Source organism: Alcanivorax profundi, assembly GCF_003597125.1.
Classification (GTDB): Bacteria; Pseudomonadota; Gammaproteobacteria; order Pseudomonadales; family Alcanivoracaceae; genus Alcanivorax; species Alcanivorax profundi.
In genome coordinates this window covers 175,368-192,713 of sequence record NZ_QYYA01000004.1, presented here as the reverse complement: position 1 = coordinate 192,713, position 17,346 = coordinate 175,368, and the positions used below count along the sequence as shown (strand labels likewise).

Below are 17,346 nucleotides of genomic sequence, written 5' to 3'. Positions count from 1 at the left end.
GAGTGGAAATTCTACCGCCGTTCGGGGGATAGAGGGGGCTCCAGGGTCAGGAATGTTGATCTTTTCCGGTAGGTGTCATGCTCAAGCGCGATTACATGTTGTCCATGCTCGACCAGGAACTGGCCGCGGACCGCTTTCAGGATTACTGCCCCAACGGGCTTCAGGTGGAAGGACGCGAGCAGATACGGCGAGTGGTCAGTGGCGTGACGGCCTGCCAGGCCCTGATTGATGCCGCTATTGTCGAGGATGCGGATGCGATCCTGGTCCATCATGGCTATTTCTGGAAAGGGGAAGATCAGCGAGTCCGCGGCATGAAAAAACAGCGCTTGCAGACCTTGCTGCGCCACGATATCAACCTGTTTGCCTATCACTTGCCGCTGGATGCCCATCCCACCCTTGGCAACAATGCGCAACTGGCCCGCCGGTTGGGGCTGATCACCGAGGGCGGACTGGACGATTCGCCGCTTCCGGTCGGTAACATCGGTCGCCTGGATAGCCCCATGTCTGCCGAAGAGTTCAGTGCCCATGCCGAAGCGGTGTTGGGGCGTACCCCTCTGCATGTGGGGGATCCCGGCGACGAGATTGAGACCATTGGCTGGTGCACGGGCGGTGCCCAGGGATTTATTGAAAAGGCGCAACTCAAGGGCGTGGATGCCTACCTGAGTGGCGAGATTTCCGAGCCTACCACCCATTTCGCCCGCGAGACCGGCATTCACTATTTTGCCTGTGGTCATCATGCCACAGAGCGTTATGGGGTCATGGCGCTGGGGCAATGGCTCAGCGACAATTACGGCATTGAGCACACCTTTATCGACATCGATAACCCGGCCTGAACCGGGAGCAGTACGAGGGTTTCCTTTCCAACATGAAGATCACCGTTATCTACAACCCGGCGGCCGGGGGTGGCCGGGAGGCACTGCTTTGCCGTTTTGTGGCCGAGCTGGAGCAACTGGGAGCAAGGGTGCGCTTGTATCACACCACCGGGCCCAATGACGCGACGCGCTACCTGAATGAGCTCGAGGATCAGGGCGATTGTGTCGTGGCAGTGGGCGGTGACGGCACCACCAATGAAGTGCTCAATGGCCTGGCGCCCGGGGTTGCGCTCGGCGTGTTCGCCACCGGGACCGCCAACGTGCTGGCCAGGGAGCTTGGCCTGCCGAAAAAGCCGGAAGCCGCAGCGCGGGTGGTGGTCTGTGGAAAAAGTGTGTCAGTGACACCGGCTCGTCTGAATGGCCGCCGTTTTATCATGATGTGTGGCATTGGTTATGACGCCTGGGTAGTAGACGGGGTCAATCTCGGTATCAAGGAGCGTTTTGGCAAGCTGGCATATGTGTTGGCCATGCTTGGACAGATTCGTCGTTATGGTGAACGGCAATACCGGGTCACTGTGGACGGTCGTCCGCTGGATTGTTTCTCGGCGATCGTGACCAATGGTCGCCATTATGGCGGCAGCTTTGTGCTCAGTCGGGAAGCGAACATTCTGCGTCCACAGGTACAGGTGCTGCTGTTCCAGAAACCGGGAGTACGGTTCTTGCTGCGTTGCCTGAGCGCCCTGTTACTGGGCCGAATGGAGCGGGTGGACGGGGTCGCCTCGCTACGGGCAGAAAAAGTCCATATCCAGTGTGAGCAGGCTGCAGAGCCGGTGCAGGCGGATGGGGATCCCGCGGGGCATCTTCCCGCCGAGATTGTTGTCGATGACGCGCCTGTGCCGATGCGGGTGCCGGAGACATTTCTTCCGTAGGTTGGCGCGGATTGCCGGCCCCAAAGCAGGGTTGCCCGCAATCCGTTTTCGCGTCGGAACTACTTGTCCTTGCGGGGGCTGTCTTCGTTGTTGTCGTCCATGCCCTCGGCATAATCTCGAGGGGGTTCAACAATGGCGTCAGGGGTAGGGTTGTCTACATCAACAGGCTCGAAGGGGCCTTCCGGTTTGCGTCGCAGCCCGAAGTCCTCGGCCAGCGTTCCCTGGGCGCTGGGGGCGTAGTCCAGTGGGGGGTTGATCGGGTCGGAATTGTCACGGTTCGGGGCAGAATCCAGGGATTTGGCCGCTGCGCGTTTGCGCCCTCCCTCGGAACACAGTGCCTGGGCGCCTTTGGAAAGATGCTCATGGACAGTGCGGTAGGCCTGGGTCATATCGTTGACCAGTTCTGCGGTATGCAGGAAGTGGTCATCCACTTGCGAGCGGTAGTGCTCCAGTGCCTGACGGGCCTCGTCACGGTCACGAATCAGTTGCCCGGCCTGACGGCGGGCCGGTAACAGCCAGAACAGCAAGCCTGCTCCAACAATGACGCCGGCAGCAAAGCTCAATACCCCGGTTGTCAGCATATCCATGGCATACTCCTGTACACTGTCGTCAGTCTTTGACGACAACTGCGGACTATTGCAGCACAGTGCCGCGAGGTCGCCAAGGGGACAACTCGTAACAATTCATCGATGGAGGTGGCACATGGCTGAACGGCTACAGCTGGCAGGGCCGAGTGGGCAACTGGAAGCTGTTTTCGAACAGGGCAGCGATGCGCCACCTTTTGTTGCCATTGCCTGCCATCCTCATCCCTTGTTTGGTGGCACCATGGACAACAAGGTGGTGACCACATTGACGCGGCTGGTCCGGGACAAGGGGGGCGCGGTAGTGCGCTTCAACTTTCGCGGGGTGGGCGACAGTCAGGGTGCTTACAGCGATGGCATCGGTGAAACCGAAGACTTGCTGGCGATTCACAGCTGGTTACGCGAACAGTTCCCTCAGGCCCCCCTGTGGCTGGCGGGCTTTTCGTTTGGCAGTTTTGTCGCCTGTCGGGGGGCTGAAATCCTCAATGCCAATGGCATGCCCGTCAGTACCTTGCTGCTAGTGGCGCCGCCAGTTCACCATTATCCGTTCAGCGATATCGAGACCACCGGTTGTCCCGTGACGGTAGTACAGGGTGACGACGATGAGGTGGTGCCGGCGGAGCAAGTGTTCCGCTGGGCCGAGCAAACACCGTTGACCCCGGATCTGATTCGTTTCCCTGATTGCGGCCACTTCTTCCACGGTCGGTTGGTGGAACTGAAGGAAGCTGCGGCCAGTCACCTGCCAGTATCCGGTTAACGACACGCCGGCTGCCGCTTGTCAGCGCCGGGCCCCGGCGCTACATTGGCCCGCTCCACCTGCTGCCACAATGACTATGACTCCTCTTGAGCAATATCAGGCCGACCTTCAGCGCCAGGATTTCTTCCAGGATGCCGCCCAGTTGCGGGCCGTGGAAGCGCTGGATGATCTGTATCATCGCTTGCTGGCGGAGCCCTCCGGAGGAGGCTTGTTTGGGCGCTTTCGCAAGCCTCGTCCACAGATGGGGCTGTATATGTGGGGGGGCGTTGGGCGCGGCAAAACCTACCTGATGGATGTGTTCTTCGAGTCGTTACCCTTTGATCAGAAGCGCCGCATGCACTTTCACCGGTTCATGCAGAAGGTGCACCGTGAAATGCGGGAACGGCAGGGCGAGAAGAATCCGTTGATCAGCATTGCCCGGAAGTTCGCCAGCCAGGCTCGGGTGCTGTGTTTTGATGAGTTCTTTGTCACCGACATCACAGATGCGATGATTCTGGCCGGGTTAATGGAAGAACTGTTCGCCAATGGCGTCACTCTGGTCGCGACCTCCAATATTGAGCCCGATGGGCTTTATCGTGACGGTCTTCAGCGAGCGCGTTTCTTGCCAGCCATTGCCCTGCTCAAACAGCATACCCAGGTGATGAATGTGGATGGCGGCACCGATTACCGGTTGAGGCTGCTGGAGCAGGCGGAGCTGTATCACTGTCCGCTGGGTGAAACGGCAGAGGCCTATCTGCACGAGCGTTTTCATACCCTGGAGCCCGATCATTCGCGTCACCGTGATGCAGGCAATGTATTAATTGAGGGGCGCAAGATTCCGACGGTGGTCTGTGCCGATGATGTGGTCTGGTTTGAGTTCAAGGCGCTGTGCGATGGGCCTCGCAGCCAGACTGACTACATCGAAATCGCCCGGGAATTTCACACCGTTCTGGTAGCCAACGTGGAACAGATGGGGGCGGCCAAGGATGACATGGCACGTCGCTTCATCAACATGGTCGATGAGTTTTACGACCGGGCAGTCAAACTGGTGATGACGGCAGAAACCCCTATTGAGGATATTTATGCCGGGGGGCGGTTGGATTTCGAGTTCGAACGTACCCGTTCCCGTCTGCAGGAAATGCAGTCGTCGGAGTATCTTGGGCGTGAACACCGGGCTTGAGCCCCGGAGCTTGCTCACGACGCGTTCACTACTATTGGCCGTATGTCTCAGGGCGAAAAGGCATTGATCAATTCGGTCATTGCCCAATGGCAGTATCAGTGAACATCATGGGGATATTCTGTGCCCCGGCCATTTCCGGTTTCGGGGCCACTTCCCCAACACGAGACCGGAGAGATTCATGATCCCCCGTACGCTGTTCAATTCCGACCACGAAACCTTCCGCGATACCGTTCGCAAGTTCCTCGAAGCTGAAGCCGTTCCCAACAATGAAGAGTGGGAAAAGCAAGGCGTTGTGCCCCGTGAAATCTGGCTCAAAGCGGGTGAGCAGGGCTTCCTGTGCCCGATGGTAAAAGAGCAGTACGGTGGAATCGAAGCGGACTTCCTGTACAGCGTGGTCATCAACGAAGAGATTTCCCGTCTCGGTCTGACCGGTATCGGCTGGGGTCTGCACACCGAGATCGTGGCGCCTTACATCCAGAACAACGGTAGCGAATTCCTGAAAGAAAAGTACCTGCCGAAGATGGTTACCGGTGAGTGCATTGGCGCCATCGCCATGACCGAGCCGGGTGCGGGCTCCGACCTGCAGGGCGTGAAGACCACCGCGGTAAAGCAGGGCGATCACTACGTCCTGAACGGCTCCAAGACCTTTATCACCAACGGTCAGAACGCGGACATCGTGATCGTGGTAGCCAAGACTGATCCCAGCAAGGGCGCGAAAGGTATCAGCCTGTTCGTGGTGGATTGCGATTCAGAAGGCTTCGAGAAGGGCACCAATCTGAAGAAAGTGGGCATGAAGGCCCAGGACACTTCCGAGCTGTTCTTCCAGGACGTTAAGGTGCCTGCCGAAAACCTGCTCGGTGAAGAAGGCATGGGCTTCATCTACCTGATGAAAGAACTGCCGCAGGAACGTCTGGGTATCTCCATCGGTGGCCTGGCCATGGCGGAATCAGCTCTGGAGCAGACCATCCAGTATGTGAAAGAGCGTAAGGCGTTTGGAAAATCCATTGCGGACTTCCAGAACACCCAGTTCAAAATTGCCGAGATGCACACGAAACTGGAAGTGGCTCGTTCCTATGTGGATCGCTGTCTTGAACTCCACCTCAAGAAAGAGCTGGATATTCCTACTGCTGCTGCCGGTAAATACTACATTACGGATCTTCAGTGCGAAGTGATTGATGAGTGTCTGCAGCTGCACGGTGGTTACGGTTACATGTGGGAATACCCGATTGCCCGCATGTTCGCTGACTCCCGCGTCCAGCGCATCTATGGCGGTACCAACGAGATCATGAAGACCATTATCGCCAAGGCAGTATTGGCGGACTGATTCCAGTGTCCTCCTGCACAAGTAAAAGGCTGCTTCGGCAGCCTTTTTTGTGTTGCCGGTCCGGGTTTTCAATGGCTTCTTGAGGGGGGACGGCTCCCTGACCATAACGGCGGATCTTTTACAAAAAAGCCCTGTTTAAGACAAAAAGATGGGCATACGCTCGAGGTTGCTGTATCCGCTCAGTATTGGGTATAAGAAATGAGCGTTCCAGGAATGACCTTGCGTTCAGGAAGTTACTTTCAGGAAGAGGGAGAGCAAAAATGAAAAAAACGGGCGTTCTCATCGTCGGATCCACCATCGGGCTGCTGTCAGGTCAGGTAATGGCCAGCGGTTTTGCCGTGTCCTATCAATCTGTTTCAGCCATGGGTACCGCTTACGCAGGTGCGGGAGTGCTGAGCGAAAATGCTTCCAATCAATGGTATAACCCGGCGACGCTAGCCGGACTTCGTGCTACCGAAATTTCTATCCCGCTGCATCAGGTGTGGGTCGATACTGCCTTCAAATCCGACTCCGACGGTATGTCTCTGTTTGGTCCCCAGGTAGGACAAGGGAGTGGCGACTTTGACGATGTGGAGCCCTTCGTGGGCAGTGCGTTTCTGGCGGTGCCAATTAGCGAGACGATGACTTTTGGTTTGAGTATTGTTTCCCCGTTCGGTACCAAAATTGAGTATGAGAGTGGTTGGGGTAATGCCTATCTCACGCCTCCGCCGCCTGCCGGGCTGGGTACGGTCACCGCTGGCGACTTTTATGCCACGGAATCGGATCTGCAGACGGTAAATATCAATCCTTCCCTGGGGATCCAGCTGACAGACAATCTGAATGTTGGCATCGGTATCAATTACCAGACGCTTGATGCGGATATTCGCAATGCGGCGACCCGTCTCGAGGGTGATGATGATGCCATCGGCTGGAATCTTGGCCTGACCTACAGTCCTGATGATAACAACCATTTTGGTGTGGCTTACCGCTCCGAGATGAGCTACGAAGTCGAGGGTGATATCTCCTTTAGCGATGCGGGAGCACTTTTGTCCGCCTTGGGGGGGAACCCTGTTGCTCCCGGGAGTTATTCAGGCTCGGCCGATATTGATCTTCCTGCCTCTTTGCAGCTCTCATATGCTGGTGACTTGTCAGATCGGACACAGTTGTTGTTGGGCGTTGAATGGACGGAGTGGAGTTCTCTGGATGCGTTGGTGGTGGAAAGCCCTGATTTGGCATTCAACCCTACTGAAGAGTTCGACTGGGAAAACACGGCTCGCTATTCCCTGGGCCTGAATCACGCACTTGCCAGTGGCACCGTGTTGCGATTCGGGGTGGCAAAGGAAGATTCTACACAGGGCAAAGATAACCGTTCTGCGATCTCGCCAGACTCTGACCGGATCTGGGTGACCCTGGGGGCTGGGTTCAATCCGACCGATAATATGACTATCGACGTTGGCTATGCCCATATCTTTGTTGATGATGCGGATATCAGTCGTTCTGACAAGGGGGCCCAACTCAAGGGTACCTATGAGCTGGATGCTGATGTGATTGGTGCCCAGATGAGCTACCGGTTCTAATCTCAGGCGGTGTTTCCGTGATATAAAAGGCGAATCCGGTTACGGGTTCGCCTTTTTTGATCGCGCAAGGAGAAGAACATGATGAGGGTACGCAGTCTGGCGGGAGTCTTGGTGGCGCTGCTATCGATGAATGCGGTGGCTGAAATTCCCAACAGCTATCGTACTGAGCGTTGGGAAGGCGGTTTTCGTCTTTTGGGTTTGCAAGGCCAGACGCTCAATGGCGATCGAGGTTCGGAAGTTCGTATTGATGATGATATCGGCTTTGGCTTTGATTTTGCCTATAACCTGGATGAACACGTGCAATTCGGGTTTGCTCTTGAATGGGTGGATACGGACTTTCGCACCAGTAATGAGATTGATCCTGCAGGCCGGTTTGAGGGTAGTGGTGAGCTGGAGATGACTACCATGGCCTTGAATGGAACCTATCATTTCTTCCGCAAGGCGCTTACGCCCTATGTGCAAGGGGCCATTGGTGCGACGTACCTGGATACCAATGTGCCTACCGGGCCGTCGGTGCCGGTGTGCTGGTGGGATCCATGGTGGGGCTACTACTGCGGCTATGACACTCCGACGCTTTCGGACACGGTCTTCAGCTACGAAGTGGGAGCAGGTATTCGTCTTGATGTGAGTGATCGATTCTTCATGCGTGGCGGCTACAGTCAGCAGTGGCTTGATGTCGACAGGGGGGTCGATACCCTGGATCAGGGGCTGTGGCGCTTTGGAATTGGGTGGTTTTTCCAGTAGGCACAGTAGGGCGGCGTAAGCCGCCTTTTTTGTGACTTTGAGGAATGCGGTGAGGAGGTTAGTTAGTCCCAGAGCTGCGCGGCCACAGCCTTTGCCATGGCTCGATAACCGCGCGGACCAGGATGGTAGCCGTCTTCTGCCAATAGTGACGGGGGTTCCAGCTCAGGGTAATGGATATGCTGCAGGTATCCTGGGGGTTGCCCGGCCAGCTGTTTCTGTTTTTCGTCCAGCTGACGGGCGCGCCAGCCCAGTAGTTGCCGAAGTGGGCTTGGCAAGGCAGTGAAGCGGTGCATGGGCGGCACGGCAAGAAGGTATTGTCTGGCGGCCGGGCTGTGTCGCTTGAGGGCATGGCTTAGCGTCAGGAGCTGATGATAATACGCTTGGCGGCGGGTCAGGCCGGTGGTGTCGTTGACGCCCAGACTGATAAAAATGTGATCCACCGGCGCGATACTAAGGTCGTTGGCGATCTCCATGAGCGCTCCAGCGCGCGCGCCGTTGACTCCCGCGGTATGCCATTGCACCGACACGCCCCTGCTCTGATAGAGCTGACGCGCCAGTTGGCTCGCCAATCCCTGACGCTGGTGCTCCACGCCGACCCCGGCAGCAGTCGATTCGCCTATCACCAACAGCCGTTGTGAGGGGGCCCCGTGCCCCCACTGACCATGGCGGGCCCCGTCGGCCTCAGGCAGGCGCAGGGTGGTGCGGCGAGTGTGCAGGGCCTGTGCCATCAGTACAGGGCTTAGCAGGCCGGTGCACAGCCAGAAGGGCAGATGCATTAGCCTGCGAACACTTTCTTGGCCAGCGGCAGGCTTCTGGCGCCGCCGACGGCGACAGTCGTGAGCAGGCCGCCAATCATGGCGCCAACCACCCCGCAGGTCATGATGTCCTGGCCGGTCAGGTAGAGGCCGGGGATGCGGGTTTTCGGTTTTAGCCAGTCCTGCTCAAACCGCTGGGGTGTGTGGTCAAGGCCGTAGATTTCGCCGCTGGGATAGCGGCAGAAATAATCCGTTGATAACGGCGTCGAGAGCTCGTAGTAGTCCACCTTGCCTCGCAGATGGGGCATTTTTTCGTAGAGTTTCTCCAGCAAGCGCTGGGCGTATTCTTCCTTGAGTGCCTCGTAGTCGTCGCCACGTTTGCCCCAGGGCTTGTCGGCCCACTGCTGGTACCACTCGAAGGGCCCGGGGGCGACGATTTCGATGGTGGCGCGCCCGGGGTAACGTTCCGTGAAGCTGGGATCCTTGGCAGAGGGGAACGAAATATAGGTCAGTGGAATATCGTGGTTATCCGGGTCGGCCAGAAACTGCTCAACCTGTTGCTTGTGATCGGTGCCGGGGTAAATCCAGAAATTGGTCTTCGGTAGCTGCAGGTTCTCTGCGGTGTCCTGCAGGCCAATATATAGGCATACACTGGCCATTGAGCGCTGCACCTGGCCCAGCTTCATTTGATAGAAATCCTTGTGGGGGGCGCTCTCTGGCAGCAGGGGGCCAAAGGTATTGAATACCCCGGCGTTACTGATGATAGCGGGGGCATGGATCTCTGTGCCGTCAGCCATGCGCACCCCGACGGCTTTACTCTTTTCGATCAGGATTTCTTGTACATCGGCGTAGGTAAAGACTTCGCCGCCGCTTTGCTGGATCACCGGAATGATGGTTTTGGCCATTTCCGATGCGCCGCCGACAGGATAGTAGCCACCATGCAGATAATGGCGGGCAATCAGGGCATGAATGATAAAGCTGGAATCGTTGGGAACCAGGCCGTTGTCTCCCCATTGACCGGTGAGCGCGGCAATCAGCTCTTCGTTGCGGGTCAGGGTCAGCAGCACGTCGCGGGTCGGCCGGTTCAGGAAGTCCGGTGCCTTGCGGCGGGCAAGGAAGCGGAAGGGACTGGCCAGAAGGTCGGGCATGACTTTGGCGAGGGTGACGCCGGGCATGGCAGCAGAGACCTGTGACAGATAGCCAAGATAAGTGTCGATGGCGCGCTCTTCATCCGGGAACTGTTTCTTTAGCTCGTCGGCAAAGGCTTTCGGGCCTGCAACCAGATCGATCTGGCGCTCCCCGATAAACAGTCGATCGTAGACCGGGTCCATCGGCGCCCATTGCAGCTGGTTGTCGGTGACCAGATCAAACAGGCGGCGGCCCATGGTTTTTCTGCTGCCCATATCGCCGATGTAATGCACCCCCACATCCCATTCGTAGCCATTGCGGTCGTAACTGTGGGTGAATCCCCCTGCGGTGTAGTGCTGCTCCAGGACCAGCACTTTTTTGCCAAGCTTGCTGAGGCAGGCGGCGGCGGTCAGGCCACCAATGCCGGAACCGATGACGATGGCGTCATAGCCGCTCTCCAGTCGGTTGGCGCGATAGCGTCGTCCGACGCGTAGGGTGCTGGGTTGTGGGCTGCTCATGGGGAATCCTCGTTATTATCGGTAGCGCGGTTGGTGTCGGCGATGGCCCCTTCCAGCAACAGGCTGGTGATGCCTTCGGCAAGATGGGGTTCGGCATCGGCGTTCGGCAGATGGCCGTCAATAGTCAGCTGGGACAGACCATGGACCAGTGACCAGGCGGTGGCGGTCATTAGTGCCAGCGGCATGGGTTTCAGATAGCCGCTGTGGCGCGCCCGTTCTACGGTGTCCTCCAAAACCTGGAAGGCTGCCTTGCCGGCGTCGTCCAGTCGTGGGTGGACTCCGCGGGGCAGCACCTGCCCGCCGAACATTAGCCGGTACAGGTTGGGCTCGTCCTGGGCAAAGCGAACATAGGCGAGGCCAATGCCAATCAGTGCTTGCCGTGGCGGGGTGTGCTTCACCTGCAGCAGGCGTTGGCGTAATGCTTCGAAGCCACTGATCGCCAGTTCCGCCAACAGGCTTTCCCGGTCGGCAAAATGGCGATATAGCGCCGGAGCGCTGACGCCAATCTGCTTGGCCAGGGCCCGCAGGCTGATGGCGCTGTCACCGTGCTCGCGTACCACGGCAAGCGCCTGGTCATGGACCTGCTGCTGGAGATCGCCGTGGTGGTAAGCGGTGCGTGCCATAGATGTCCATCGCTATAAGTTAACGGTGTTAACATTGGCATGAGCGACATGCTGGCGTCAAGAGTCCGGGTTCAGCTGTTGCGAGCTGGTGGCAGCGATGGCGCAAGATCAAGCCTCGCCGCTGCTGGCTGGCAGGGGTGCCGGAACCGTGGAGGTGATGGTTATACCGCGAATCGACAATGGCGGCCGGGCGATCACTGATCACTCCCGAGGGAGGAGGGTCAGAGGGAGACGGGTCTTTGGGATCAGGGTGTTTTTGAATTTCAAAGGCTCCCTCTCCCAGCCTCTCTCCCGCAAGTGGGAGGGAGGCTATTTTGGAGGGGGTTTAAGGGGGCAGCATGACGCCCGACGGGTTCCGTTATCACGGTGCGGGGTAGGGGAAACGGTTATGAATCGCTTCCAGGGCTTTCTCCAGTTCCTTGTCCCAAGGCAGGTCTACACTGTTGAGGTTCTCTTCCAGCTGCGCAAGATCGGTGGCGCCAATAATGTTGCTGGTGACAAACGGCCGGGTGGTAACGAACTGCAGCGCCAGCTGGGTCAGGCTGACGCCGCGCTCTTGTGCCAGGGTGTAATAGGCTTCCGTTGCCGCGGTCGCTTGCGGGTTGGTGTAGCGGGAGAAATGCTTGAACAGGGTCAGTCGCGCCTTTTCCGGCCACTGGTCGTTGCGGTATTTGCCGGTCAGCATGCCAAACGCCAGCGGCGAATAGGCCAGCAGGCCCACGTCTTCACGATGGCTCACTTCGGCAAGGCCGACTTCATAGCTGCGATTAAGCAGGGAATAAGGATTCTGGATGCTGACCGGGCGCGGCAGGCCGATTTTTTCCGCTTCGTGGATAAAGGTCATCAGTCCCCAGGGGGTCTCGTTGGACAGGCCCCAGTGACGAATCTTGCCTGCATCTATCAACGCCTTGAGGCCGGCAACCGTTTCACTAATGGCAATGCCCTCTTCGCCATCACGGTGCTTGTAGCCCAGCCGGCCAAAAAAGTTGGTAGTGCGTTCCGGCCAGTGCAATTGGTAGAGATCAATGACGTCGGTTTGCAGGCGCTTGAGGCTGCCCTCCACGGCTTCCTGCAGGCTGGCAGCGGTAAAGCGCGGGCCGCCACGGATATGTTTGACATAGTCGCCGGGCCCCGCGGCCTTGGTTGCAAGGATGACCTTGTTGCGCTGGCCAGTTTTGGCAAACCACTCGCCGATGATGGTTTCGGTGCGAAAAGACGTTTCCGGGCTGGCCGGGACGGCATACATTTCGGCGGTATCAAAAAAGTTGATCCCGTGGTCCAGCGCCATATCCATCTGGGCGTGGCCTTCTTCGGCCGTGTTCTGGCTGCCCCAGGTCATGGTGCCCAGGCAGAGGCTGCTAACGTTCAGATCGGTGCGACCCAGACGGCGGTATTCCATGGTTGGCTCCTGTTTTACTGCGGCGACAATATAAGGGATGATGGCGCCCAATCTGACCACGGGGTCCGACTGCCCACAAGGGCGAATCCGGACCTGCTGGTTGCTGAGTGCGTCAATGCCAACAAATCCCTCTCAATGGCTTGTGTTCTGTGGGGGGCTTGGGTAGAATTCGCGCTCTCTTGCCCGGCGGAACTGACGCCGGCGGGTGTTTGCTACCCGTAACATATTGATTTTAGGGCAGAATTCCATGAAGACCTACAGCGCAAAACCGGAAAGCGTAAAGCGCGACTGGTATGTGGTAGACGCCTCCGGCAAAACGCTGGGTCGGTTGGCGACCGAACTCGCAAACCGTCTGCGCGGTAAACACAAGCCGGAGTACACTCCACACGTCGATACCGGTGATTACATCGTCGTAATCAATGCCGATAAAGTGGCCGTTACCGGTAACAAGGCGAACGACAAAATGTATTACCGTCACACCGGTTACCCGGGTGGCCTGAAAGAAGCCAACTTTGCGACTCTGCAGGCCGAAAAGCCTGAGATGATCATTGAGAAGGCGGTTAAGGGTATGCTGCCGCGTAACCCGCTGGGTCGCGCCATGTACCGCAAACTGAAAGTCTATGCTGGCACTGAGCACCCTCATACTGCTCAACAGCCGCAGCAGCTGGAAATCTAAGGGGTTTTAGACGATGGCAACTGTAGAAACCAACTACGGCACCGGTCGCCGCAAGACCTCTTCCGCGCGCGTTTTCCTGCGCCCGGGTAGCGGCAACATCACCATCAATGGCCGTCCCCTGGATGTCTACTTTGGTCGTAAGACCAATCAGATGGTTGTTCGCCAAGCTCTCGAGCTGGTGGAAGCTACTGACAAGTTTGACGTGCTGGTTACCGTTAGCGGTGGTGGCAACAACGGTCAGGCTGGCGCCATCCGTCACGGCATTACCCGTGCGCTGATGGAATATGACGGTGAGCTGCGTGGTCAGCTGCGTCGTGCCGGTTACGTGACGCGTGATGCTCGTGAGGTGGAGCGTAAAAAGGTTGGTCTGCGTAAGGCGCGTCGTCGTCCGCAGTTCTCCAAGCGTTAATACTTCCGGTCAGCCGGTTCACAAAAAAGCCCAGCAACGCTGGGCTTTTTTGTGTCTAAATCAGTCATTTAGGTCTTTCTGGTCAGGAATAACCGGTTGTCAGGTGTGGGCTTTTTCTTTACCATTTCCGCCGCCTTACTCCGCCCGTAGCACGAGGATGGACCTCGGGTCGCGGACAAACCCCGAGCGTGGGATCTAAGGGGAGAATAACTCAATGAGCAACGACGGCGTAAATAGCAGCCGCCGCACGTTTTTGATCGGCCTGACCTCGGCAATTGGTGCTGCGGGTGCGGTCGGTGTGGCTGTTCCATTCGTAAAATCCTGGCAACCCAGTGCCAAAGCCAAGAATGCCGGTGCGCCGGTAAAGATTGACATCAGCAAACTGGAGTCCGGGCAGCGTGTAGTCGAGGAATGGCGAGGGCAGCCCATTTGGGTGGTTCGTCGTACCCAGGACATGCTGGATACCCTGCCTCAGCTGGATGAAAAGCTCCGCGACCCTGCGTCCGAAGCGGATCAGCAGCCGGAATACGCCAAGAATGAGTGGCGCTCCATCAAAAAAGAGTATCTTGTGCTGGTCGGTACCTGTACTCACCTGGGGTGCTCCCCTCTGTTTGAAGAGCAGCCCACTGTAGAACTGGAGCACGGCGGTTTCTTCTGTCCTTGTCATGGTTCCAAGTTCGATCTGGCAGGGCGTGTGTACAAGAGTGTGCCTGCACCGACCAACCTGGTCGTGCCGCCGCATTCGTACCTGAGTGAAGGCGTCGTCATCGTCGGCTCTGAAGAAGGGGAGACCAAGGCATGATGGGAATGGTGAATCGCGTTGTCGATTGGGTAGATGCCCGTCTGCCCGTGGTTGACGCCTACAAGCGTCACATGTCCGAATATTATGCGCCGAAGAACTTCAACTTCTGGTACTACTTCGGTGTGCTTTCTCTGGTGGTGCTGATCAACCAGCTCCTCACCGGTATCTGGCTGACCATGTTCTTCTCTCCCAACGAAGGCTTCGCCTCCGTTGAATACATCATGCGTGATGTGGAGTGGGGCTGGCTGATCCGCTACATGCATGCGGTTGGTGCATCGGCATTCTTTGCCGTGGTCTATATCCACATGTTCCGTGGTCTGATGTATGGCTCCTACAAGCCGCCGCGGGAACTGGTGTGGATCTTCGGTATGCTGATCTATCTGGCACTCATGGCAGAAGGTTTCCTGGGTTATGTGTTGCCCTGGGGTAACATGTCCTACTGGGGTGCACAGGTAATCATCTCCCTGGCGGGTGCGATTCCATTTGATCTGCTGCCCTTTATCTCTGCGGCAGAGGCCAAGGAAATCGGCGAAGGACTGACTACCTGGGTTCGTGGCGACTACCTGTTGTCTACTGCGACCGTGAACAAGTTCTTTGCGTTGCACGTTGTGGCGATTCCGATCGTGCTGTTGGCACTGGTGGTATTGCACATCCTGGCGCTGCACGAAGTGGGTTCCAACAACCCTGACGGCGTTGAAATCAAGCAGAACAAAGATGAAAACGGTGTTCCGGTTGACGGTATCCCGTTCCATCCTTACTACACCGTGAAAGATCTGCCGGGTGTGATCGTCTTCCTGATGATCTTCTCTGTGGTGATCTTCTTCTTCCCCGACGGTGGTGGTTACCTGTTGGAGAAGCCGAACTTCGAGCCGGCCAACCCGCTGAAAACCCCTGACCACATTGCCCCGGTTTGGTATTACGGTCCGTACTACGCCATGCTGCGTGCCACAACCATCGACATCATCATGTCTTCCAAGGCATGGGGTCTGGTGGCCATGGGTGGTGCAATCGTGATCCTGTTCGTGATCCCGTGGCTGGATCGCCACCCGGTCAAGTCCATTCGTTATCGTGGTATCTGGAGCAAGATCTTCATGACGATCTTCGTTGTGGACTTCCTGGTCCTGGGCTTCCTGGGTACCCAGCCTGCGACCCCGACCAAGACCATGATTGCGCAGTTCGGCACAGTTTATTACTTCAGCTACTTCCTGCTGATCATGCCGTTCGTGCATAAATTCGAGAAATCCAAGCCGGTTCCGGAACGGGTAACGGGGGGACACTGATGAAGAAACTAGCGGTAATTCTTTTCAGCTGCCTGCCGTTGGTCGCGTTCGCGGCTGGCGGTGGCAAAAGTGAGCACGAAGTGCCGGCACCGGTAAACCTGCAGGACAAAGTCAGCCTGCAGAATGGTGCCAAGTTGTTCGTGAACTATTGCATGGGTTGTCATGGCCTTCAGTATCAGCGCTACAGCCGTCTGGCTGAGGACCTGGAAATCTCTGAAGAGCTGGTTATGGAGAATCTGAATTTCACCAGCGACAAGTTTGGTGATCAGATGCACACAGCCATGCCGGCGGGTGAGGCGAAGAAATGGTTTGGTACGGCTCCGCCGGACCTGACCATGGTGACTCGCTTCCGCTCTTCGGACTGGGTGTATTCCTACCTGATCAACTTCTATGAAGATGAGTCCCGTCCGTTCGGTTACAACAACCGTATCTTCGAAAACGTCGGCATGCCGCACGTAATGGCCGGGCTGGAGCAGGAGCTGGGTGAAGATGAGTTCAAGGAAGCCATGGGTGATATCACCAACTTCCTGACTTACACTGCCGAGCCGATTCGTCCCTTGCGTGAGCGTCTGGGTGTGTATGTGCTGGTATTCCTGGGGATTCTGTTTATCCCGGCTTACCTGCTCAAGAAGGAATACTGGAAAGACGTCCACTAAGCTTGCGGCTGGCCCGGTTTAACGCTGACGCCAGCACTCGCAGCTTCTGTGGTACAATGTCCAGCGATGAACAGGGTACCCGCGAAAGCGGTTACCCTGTTTCTGTTATAGATGATTAGTGGAGATGACTCGACAATGGGTGTGGTGACCAAGCGTTCTTCAATGACTTTCTTCTCTTCCCCGGAAGATCATTACAGCCACCGCGTACGTATTGTGCTGGCGGAAAAAGGGGTCACGGTGGACATTGTTGATGTGGACAGCAACAACAAGCCGGAAGATCTGGCGTCACTGAATCCGTACAACGAAGTGCCCACGTTGGTAGACCGTGAGCTGACCCTGTATCAGTCCACTGTCATCATGGAGTATCTGGACGAGCGTTTCCCGCACCCCCCGCTGCTGCCGGTCTACCCGGTAGCCCGTGCCCAGAGCCGCCTGCTGATTCACCGTATCGAGCGTGACTGGTGTGGGCATGTGGATGCTATCTTGGCCGGTGAAGAGAAAGAGGCCAGCCTGAACAAGCGCCGCAAAGAGCTGCGTGAGGCCATCCTGGCTTGCGCGCCGATCTTCAGCGAGTTGCCGTATTTCATGAGCGAAGAGTTCACTCTGGTGGACTGTGTGGTGGGCCCGATCCTGTGGCGGTTGCCGGCGCTGGGTATTGAGCTTCCTGCCAAGCAGGCCAAGCCGTTGCTGGATTACGCCGAGCGCCTGTTTGATCGTGATGCCTTCCAGGCCAGCCTGACCGACGCTGAACGCGAACTGCGCAATCCGCTCTGATGAGTGACATGACCTCCAATCGCCCGTATCTGATACGGGCGATTCACGAGTGGATCTGTGACAACGGTCTGACGACGCATCTGGCCGTTAATGCTGTTTTCCCCGGCGTGGAAGTGCCGCAGGACTTTGTTCAGGACGGTCAGATTGTTCTGAATATCGCTCCTCGTGCCGTGACACATTTCGTGGCAGACAACGACGAAATCGCTTTCTCGGCCCGTTTTGGCGGCGTGCCCATGTCAATTCGGGTGCCGATTAATGCCGTAGTTGCGGTGTTTGCCCGCGAGAACGGGCAGGGGATGGCATTTGATCCCGTTGACCCTCCAGAGCCACCCAGCACCCCGCCCGAGCCGGCCAAGAAGAAAGATGAGGCAAAGGCAAACAAGGTCAATCACCTCAAGGTGGTCAAATAAAAAAAACCGGCGATAGCCGGTTTTTTTTATTGCTCGTTGGGCTGAGCGCGTTGT

19 protein-coding genes are annotated in these 17,346 nt (G+C 57.2%); 14 read left to right on the top strand and 5 right to left on the bottom strand.

Going from position 1 to position 17,346, the window contains the following annotated elements:
* The first annotated feature begins 77 nt into the window (after positions 1 to 77).
* Both D4A39_RS13545 and D4A39_RS13540 read left to right on the top strand, forming a co-directional pair.
* Entirely contained in the window at positions 78 to 833 is a 756-nt protein-coding gene (locus tag D4A39_RS13545) for a Nif3-like dinuclear metal center hexameric protein (RefSeq protein ID WP_022984954.1), read from the top strand.
* A gap of 32 nt (positions 834 to 865) precedes the next feature.
* The gene (locus D4A39_RS13540) at positions 866 to 1,741 is read left to right on the top strand and encodes a diacylglycerol/lipid kinase family protein (protein ID WP_022984955.1); all 876 of its coding nucleotides are present in this window, start codon (positions 866 to 868) and stop codon (positions 1,739 to 1,741) included.
* A gap of 59 nt (positions 1,742 to 1,800) precedes the next feature.
* On the opposite strand, the gene D4A39_RS13535 is transcribed toward D4A39_RS13540, so the two are convergent.
* On the bottom strand, positions 1,801 to 2,328 hold the full coding sequence (locus D4A39_RS13535) for a Z-ring associated ZapG family protein (RefSeq protein ID WP_022984956.1): 528 nt from the start codon (positions 2,326 to 2,328) through the stop codon (positions 1,801 to 1,803).
* Here D4A39_RS13535 and D4A39_RS13530 point away from each other — a divergent pair.
* From D4A39_RS13530 to D4A39_RS13510, 5 genes are all read left to right on the top strand, one after another.
* Positions 2,282 to 3,079, top strand: a complete 798-nt coding sequence (locus D4A39_RS13530) for an alpha/beta hydrolase (RefSeq protein ID WP_306461025.1) — start codon at positions 2,282 to 2,284, stop codon at positions 3,077 to 3,079. The two genes, D4A39_RS13535 and D4A39_RS13530, sit on opposite strands and share 47 nt — an antisense overlap.
* Before the next feature lie 76 nt (positions 3,080 to 3,155).
* Positions 3,156 to 4,238 (top strand): cell division protein ZapE, encoded by a 1,083-nt coding sequence (gene zapE, locus D4A39_RS13525; protein ID WP_102791275.1) that lies wholly within the window; start codon positions 3,156 to 3,158, stop codon positions 4,236 to 4,238.
* A 178-nt stretch (positions 4,239 to 4,416) separates the two neighbouring features.
* Entirely contained in the window at positions 4,417 to 5,562 is a 1,146-nt protein-coding gene (locus tag D4A39_RS13520) for an acyl-CoA dehydrogenase family protein (protein WP_022984959.1), read from the top strand.
* Positions 5,563 to 5,822: 260 nt separating this feature from the next.
* Complete coding sequence (locus tag D4A39_RS13515) at positions 5,823 to 7,118, top strand: OmpP1/FadL family transporter (RefSeq protein ID WP_119918370.1); 1,296 nt, start codon at positions 5,823 to 5,825, stop codon at positions 7,116 to 7,118.
* Positions 7,119 to 7,196: 78 nt separating this feature from the next.
* The gene (locus D4A39_RS13510; protein WP_022984961.1) at positions 7,197 to 7,862 is read left to right on the top strand and encodes an outer membrane protein; all 666 of its coding nucleotides are present in this window, start codon (positions 7,197 to 7,199) and stop codon (positions 7,860 to 7,862) included.
* A 62-nt stretch (positions 7,863 to 7,924) separates the two neighbouring features.
* On the opposite strand, the gene D4A39_RS13505 is transcribed toward D4A39_RS13510, so the two are convergent.
* From D4A39_RS13505 to D4A39_RS13490, 4 genes are all read right to left on the bottom strand, one after another.
* Positions 7,925 to 8,638: an SGNH/GDSL hydrolase family protein gene (locus tag D4A39_RS13505; protein WP_119918368.1), complete on the bottom strand. Its 714-nt coding sequence runs from the start codon at positions 8,636 to 8,638 to the stop codon at positions 7,925 to 7,927.
* Positions 8,638 to 10,263, bottom strand: coding sequence for a phytoene desaturase family protein (locus D4A39_RS13500; protein ID WP_119918366.1), 1,626 nt, complete (start codon positions 10,261 to 10,263; stop codon positions 8,638 to 8,640). The genes D4A39_RS13505 and D4A39_RS13500 overlap by 1 nt, the downstream gene beginning before the upstream one ends.
* Positions 10,260 to 10,886, bottom strand: coding sequence for a TetR/AcrR family transcriptional regulator (locus tag D4A39_RS13495; RefSeq protein WP_022984964.1), 627 nt, complete (start codon positions 10,884 to 10,886; stop codon positions 10,260 to 10,262). Before D4A39_RS13495 ends, D4A39_RS13500 begins: the two co-directional genes overlap by 4 nt.
* A 361-nt stretch (positions 10,887 to 11,247) precedes the next feature.
* Complete coding sequence (locus D4A39_RS13490) at positions 11,248 to 12,285, bottom strand: aldo/keto reductase (RefSeq protein ID WP_022984965.1); 1,038 nt, start codon at positions 12,283 to 12,285, stop codon at positions 11,248 to 11,250.
* A 247-nt stretch (positions 12,286 to 12,532) separates the two neighbouring features.
* On the opposite strand from D4A39_RS13490, the gene rplM reads away from it, so the two are divergent.
* The 7 genes from rplM (at position 12,533) to D4A39_RS13455 (ending at position 17,292) form a co-directional block, all read left to right on the top strand.
* Positions 12,533 to 12,961 (top strand): 50S ribosomal protein L13, encoded by a 429-nt coding sequence (rplM, locus tag D4A39_RS13485; protein WP_022984966.1) that lies wholly within the window; start codon positions 12,533 to 12,535, stop codon positions 12,959 to 12,961.
* A gap of 13 nt (positions 12,962 to 12,974) precedes the next feature.
* On the top strand, positions 12,975 to 13,370 hold the full coding sequence (rpsI, locus tag D4A39_RS13480; RefSeq protein ID WP_022984967.1) for a 30S ribosomal protein S9: 396 nt from the start codon (positions 12,975 to 12,977) through the stop codon (positions 13,368 to 13,370).
* A gap of 214 nt (positions 13,371 to 13,584) precedes the next feature.
* The gene (gene petA, locus D4A39_RS13475; RefSeq protein ID WP_022984968.1) at positions 13,585 to 14,172 is read left to right on the top strand and encodes a ubiquinol-cytochrome c reductase iron-sulfur subunit; all 588 of its coding nucleotides are present in this window, start codon (positions 13,585 to 13,587) and stop codon (positions 14,170 to 14,172) included.
* Positions 14,169 to 15,452: a cytochrome b gene (locus tag D4A39_RS13470; protein WP_022984969.1), complete on the top strand. Its 1,284-nt coding sequence runs from the start codon at positions 14,169 to 14,171 to the stop codon at positions 15,450 to 15,452. Before petA ends, D4A39_RS13470 begins: the two co-directional genes overlap by 4 nt.
* Positions 15,452 to 16,108: a cytochrome c1 gene (locus tag D4A39_RS13465; RefSeq protein WP_022984970.1), complete on the top strand. Its 657-nt coding sequence runs from the start codon at positions 15,452 to 15,454 to the stop codon at positions 16,106 to 16,108. Before D4A39_RS13470 ends, D4A39_RS13465 begins: the two co-directional genes overlap by 1 nt.
* A 135-nt stretch (positions 16,109 to 16,243) precedes the next feature.
* Positions 16,244 to 16,882, top strand: coding sequence for a stringent starvation protein SspA (sspA, locus tag D4A39_RS13460; RefSeq protein ID WP_022984971.1), 639 nt, complete (start codon positions 16,244 to 16,246; stop codon positions 16,880 to 16,882).
* Positions 16,882 to 17,292: a ClpXP protease specificity-enhancing factor gene (locus D4A39_RS13455; RefSeq protein WP_199699464.1), complete on the top strand. Its 411-nt coding sequence runs from the start codon at positions 16,882 to 16,884 to the stop codon at positions 17,290 to 17,292. The genes sspA and D4A39_RS13455 overlap by 1 nt, the downstream gene beginning before the upstream one ends.
* Positions 17,293 to 17,346 lie beyond the last annotated feature (54 nt).

Bases quoted from the DNA above. Each gene is read 5' to 3' on its own strand.
- D4A39_RS13545 (WP_022984954.1), top strand. From the start codon at position 78: ATGCTCAAGCGCGATTACATGTTGTCCATGCTCGACCAGGAACTGGCC.
- D4A39_RS13540 (WP_022984955.1), top strand. From the start codon at position 866: ATGAAGATCACCGTTATCTACAACCCGGCGGCCGGGGGTGGCCGGGAG.
- D4A39_RS13530 (WP_306461025.1), top strand. From the start codon at position 2,282: ATGACGCCGGCAGCAAAGCTCAATACCCCGGTTGTCAGCATATCCATG.
- D4A39_RS13535 (WP_022984956.1), bottom strand. From the start codon at position 2,328: ATGGATATGCTGACAACCGGGGTATTGAGCTTTGCTGCCGGCGTCATT.
- zapE (WP_102791275.1), top strand. From the start codon at position 3,156: ATGACTCCTCTTGAGCAATATCAGGCCGACCTTCAGCGCCAGGATTTC.
- D4A39_RS13520 (WP_022984959.1), top strand. From the start codon at position 4,417: ATGATCCCCCGTACGCTGTTCAATTCCGACCACGAAACCTTCCGCGAT.
- D4A39_RS13515 (WP_119918370.1), top strand. From the start codon at position 5,823: ATGAAAAAAACGGGCGTTCTCATCGTCGGATCCACCATCGGGCTGCTG.
- D4A39_RS13510 (WP_022984961.1), top strand. From the start codon at position 7,197: ATGATGAGGGTACGCAGTCTGGCGGGAGTCTTGGTGGCGCTGCTATCG.
- D4A39_RS13505 (WP_119918368.1), bottom strand. From the start codon at position 8,638: ATGCATCTGCCCTTCTGGCTGTGCACCGGCCTGCTAAGCCCTGTACTG.
- D4A39_RS13500 (WP_119918366.1), bottom strand. From the start codon at position 10,263: ATGAGCAGCCCACAACCCAGCACCCTACGCGTCGGACGACGCTATCGC.
- D4A39_RS13495 (WP_022984964.1), bottom strand. From the start codon at position 10,886: ATGGCACGCACCGCTTACCACCACGGCGATCTCCAGCAGCAGGTCCAT.
- D4A39_RS13490 (WP_022984965.1), bottom strand. From the start codon at position 12,285: ATGGAATACCGCCGTCTGGGTCGCACCGATCTGAACGTTAGCAGCCTC.
- rplM (WP_022984966.1), top strand. From the start codon at position 12,533: ATGAAGACCTACAGCGCAAAACCGGAAAGCGTAAAGCGCGACTGGTAT.
- rpsI (WP_022984967.1), top strand. From the start codon at position 12,975: ATGGCAACTGTAGAAACCAACTACGGCACCGGTCGCCGCAAGACCTCT.
- petA (WP_022984968.1), top strand. From the start codon at position 13,585: ATGAGCAACGACGGCGTAAATAGCAGCCGCCGCACGTTTTTGATCGGC.
- D4A39_RS13470 (WP_022984969.1), top strand. From the start codon at position 14,169: ATGATGGGAATGGTGAATCGCGTTGTCGATTGGGTAGATGCCCGTCTG.
- D4A39_RS13465 (WP_022984970.1), top strand. From the start codon at position 15,452: ATGAAGAAACTAGCGGTAATTCTTTTCAGCTGCCTGCCGTTGGTCGCG.
- sspA (WP_022984971.1), top strand. From the start codon at position 16,244: ATGGGTGTGGTGACCAAGCGTTCTTCAATGACTTTCTTCTCTTCCCCG.
- D4A39_RS13455 (WP_199699464.1), top strand. From the start codon at position 16,882: ATGAGTGACATGACCTCCAATCGCCCGTATCTGATACGGGCGATTCAC.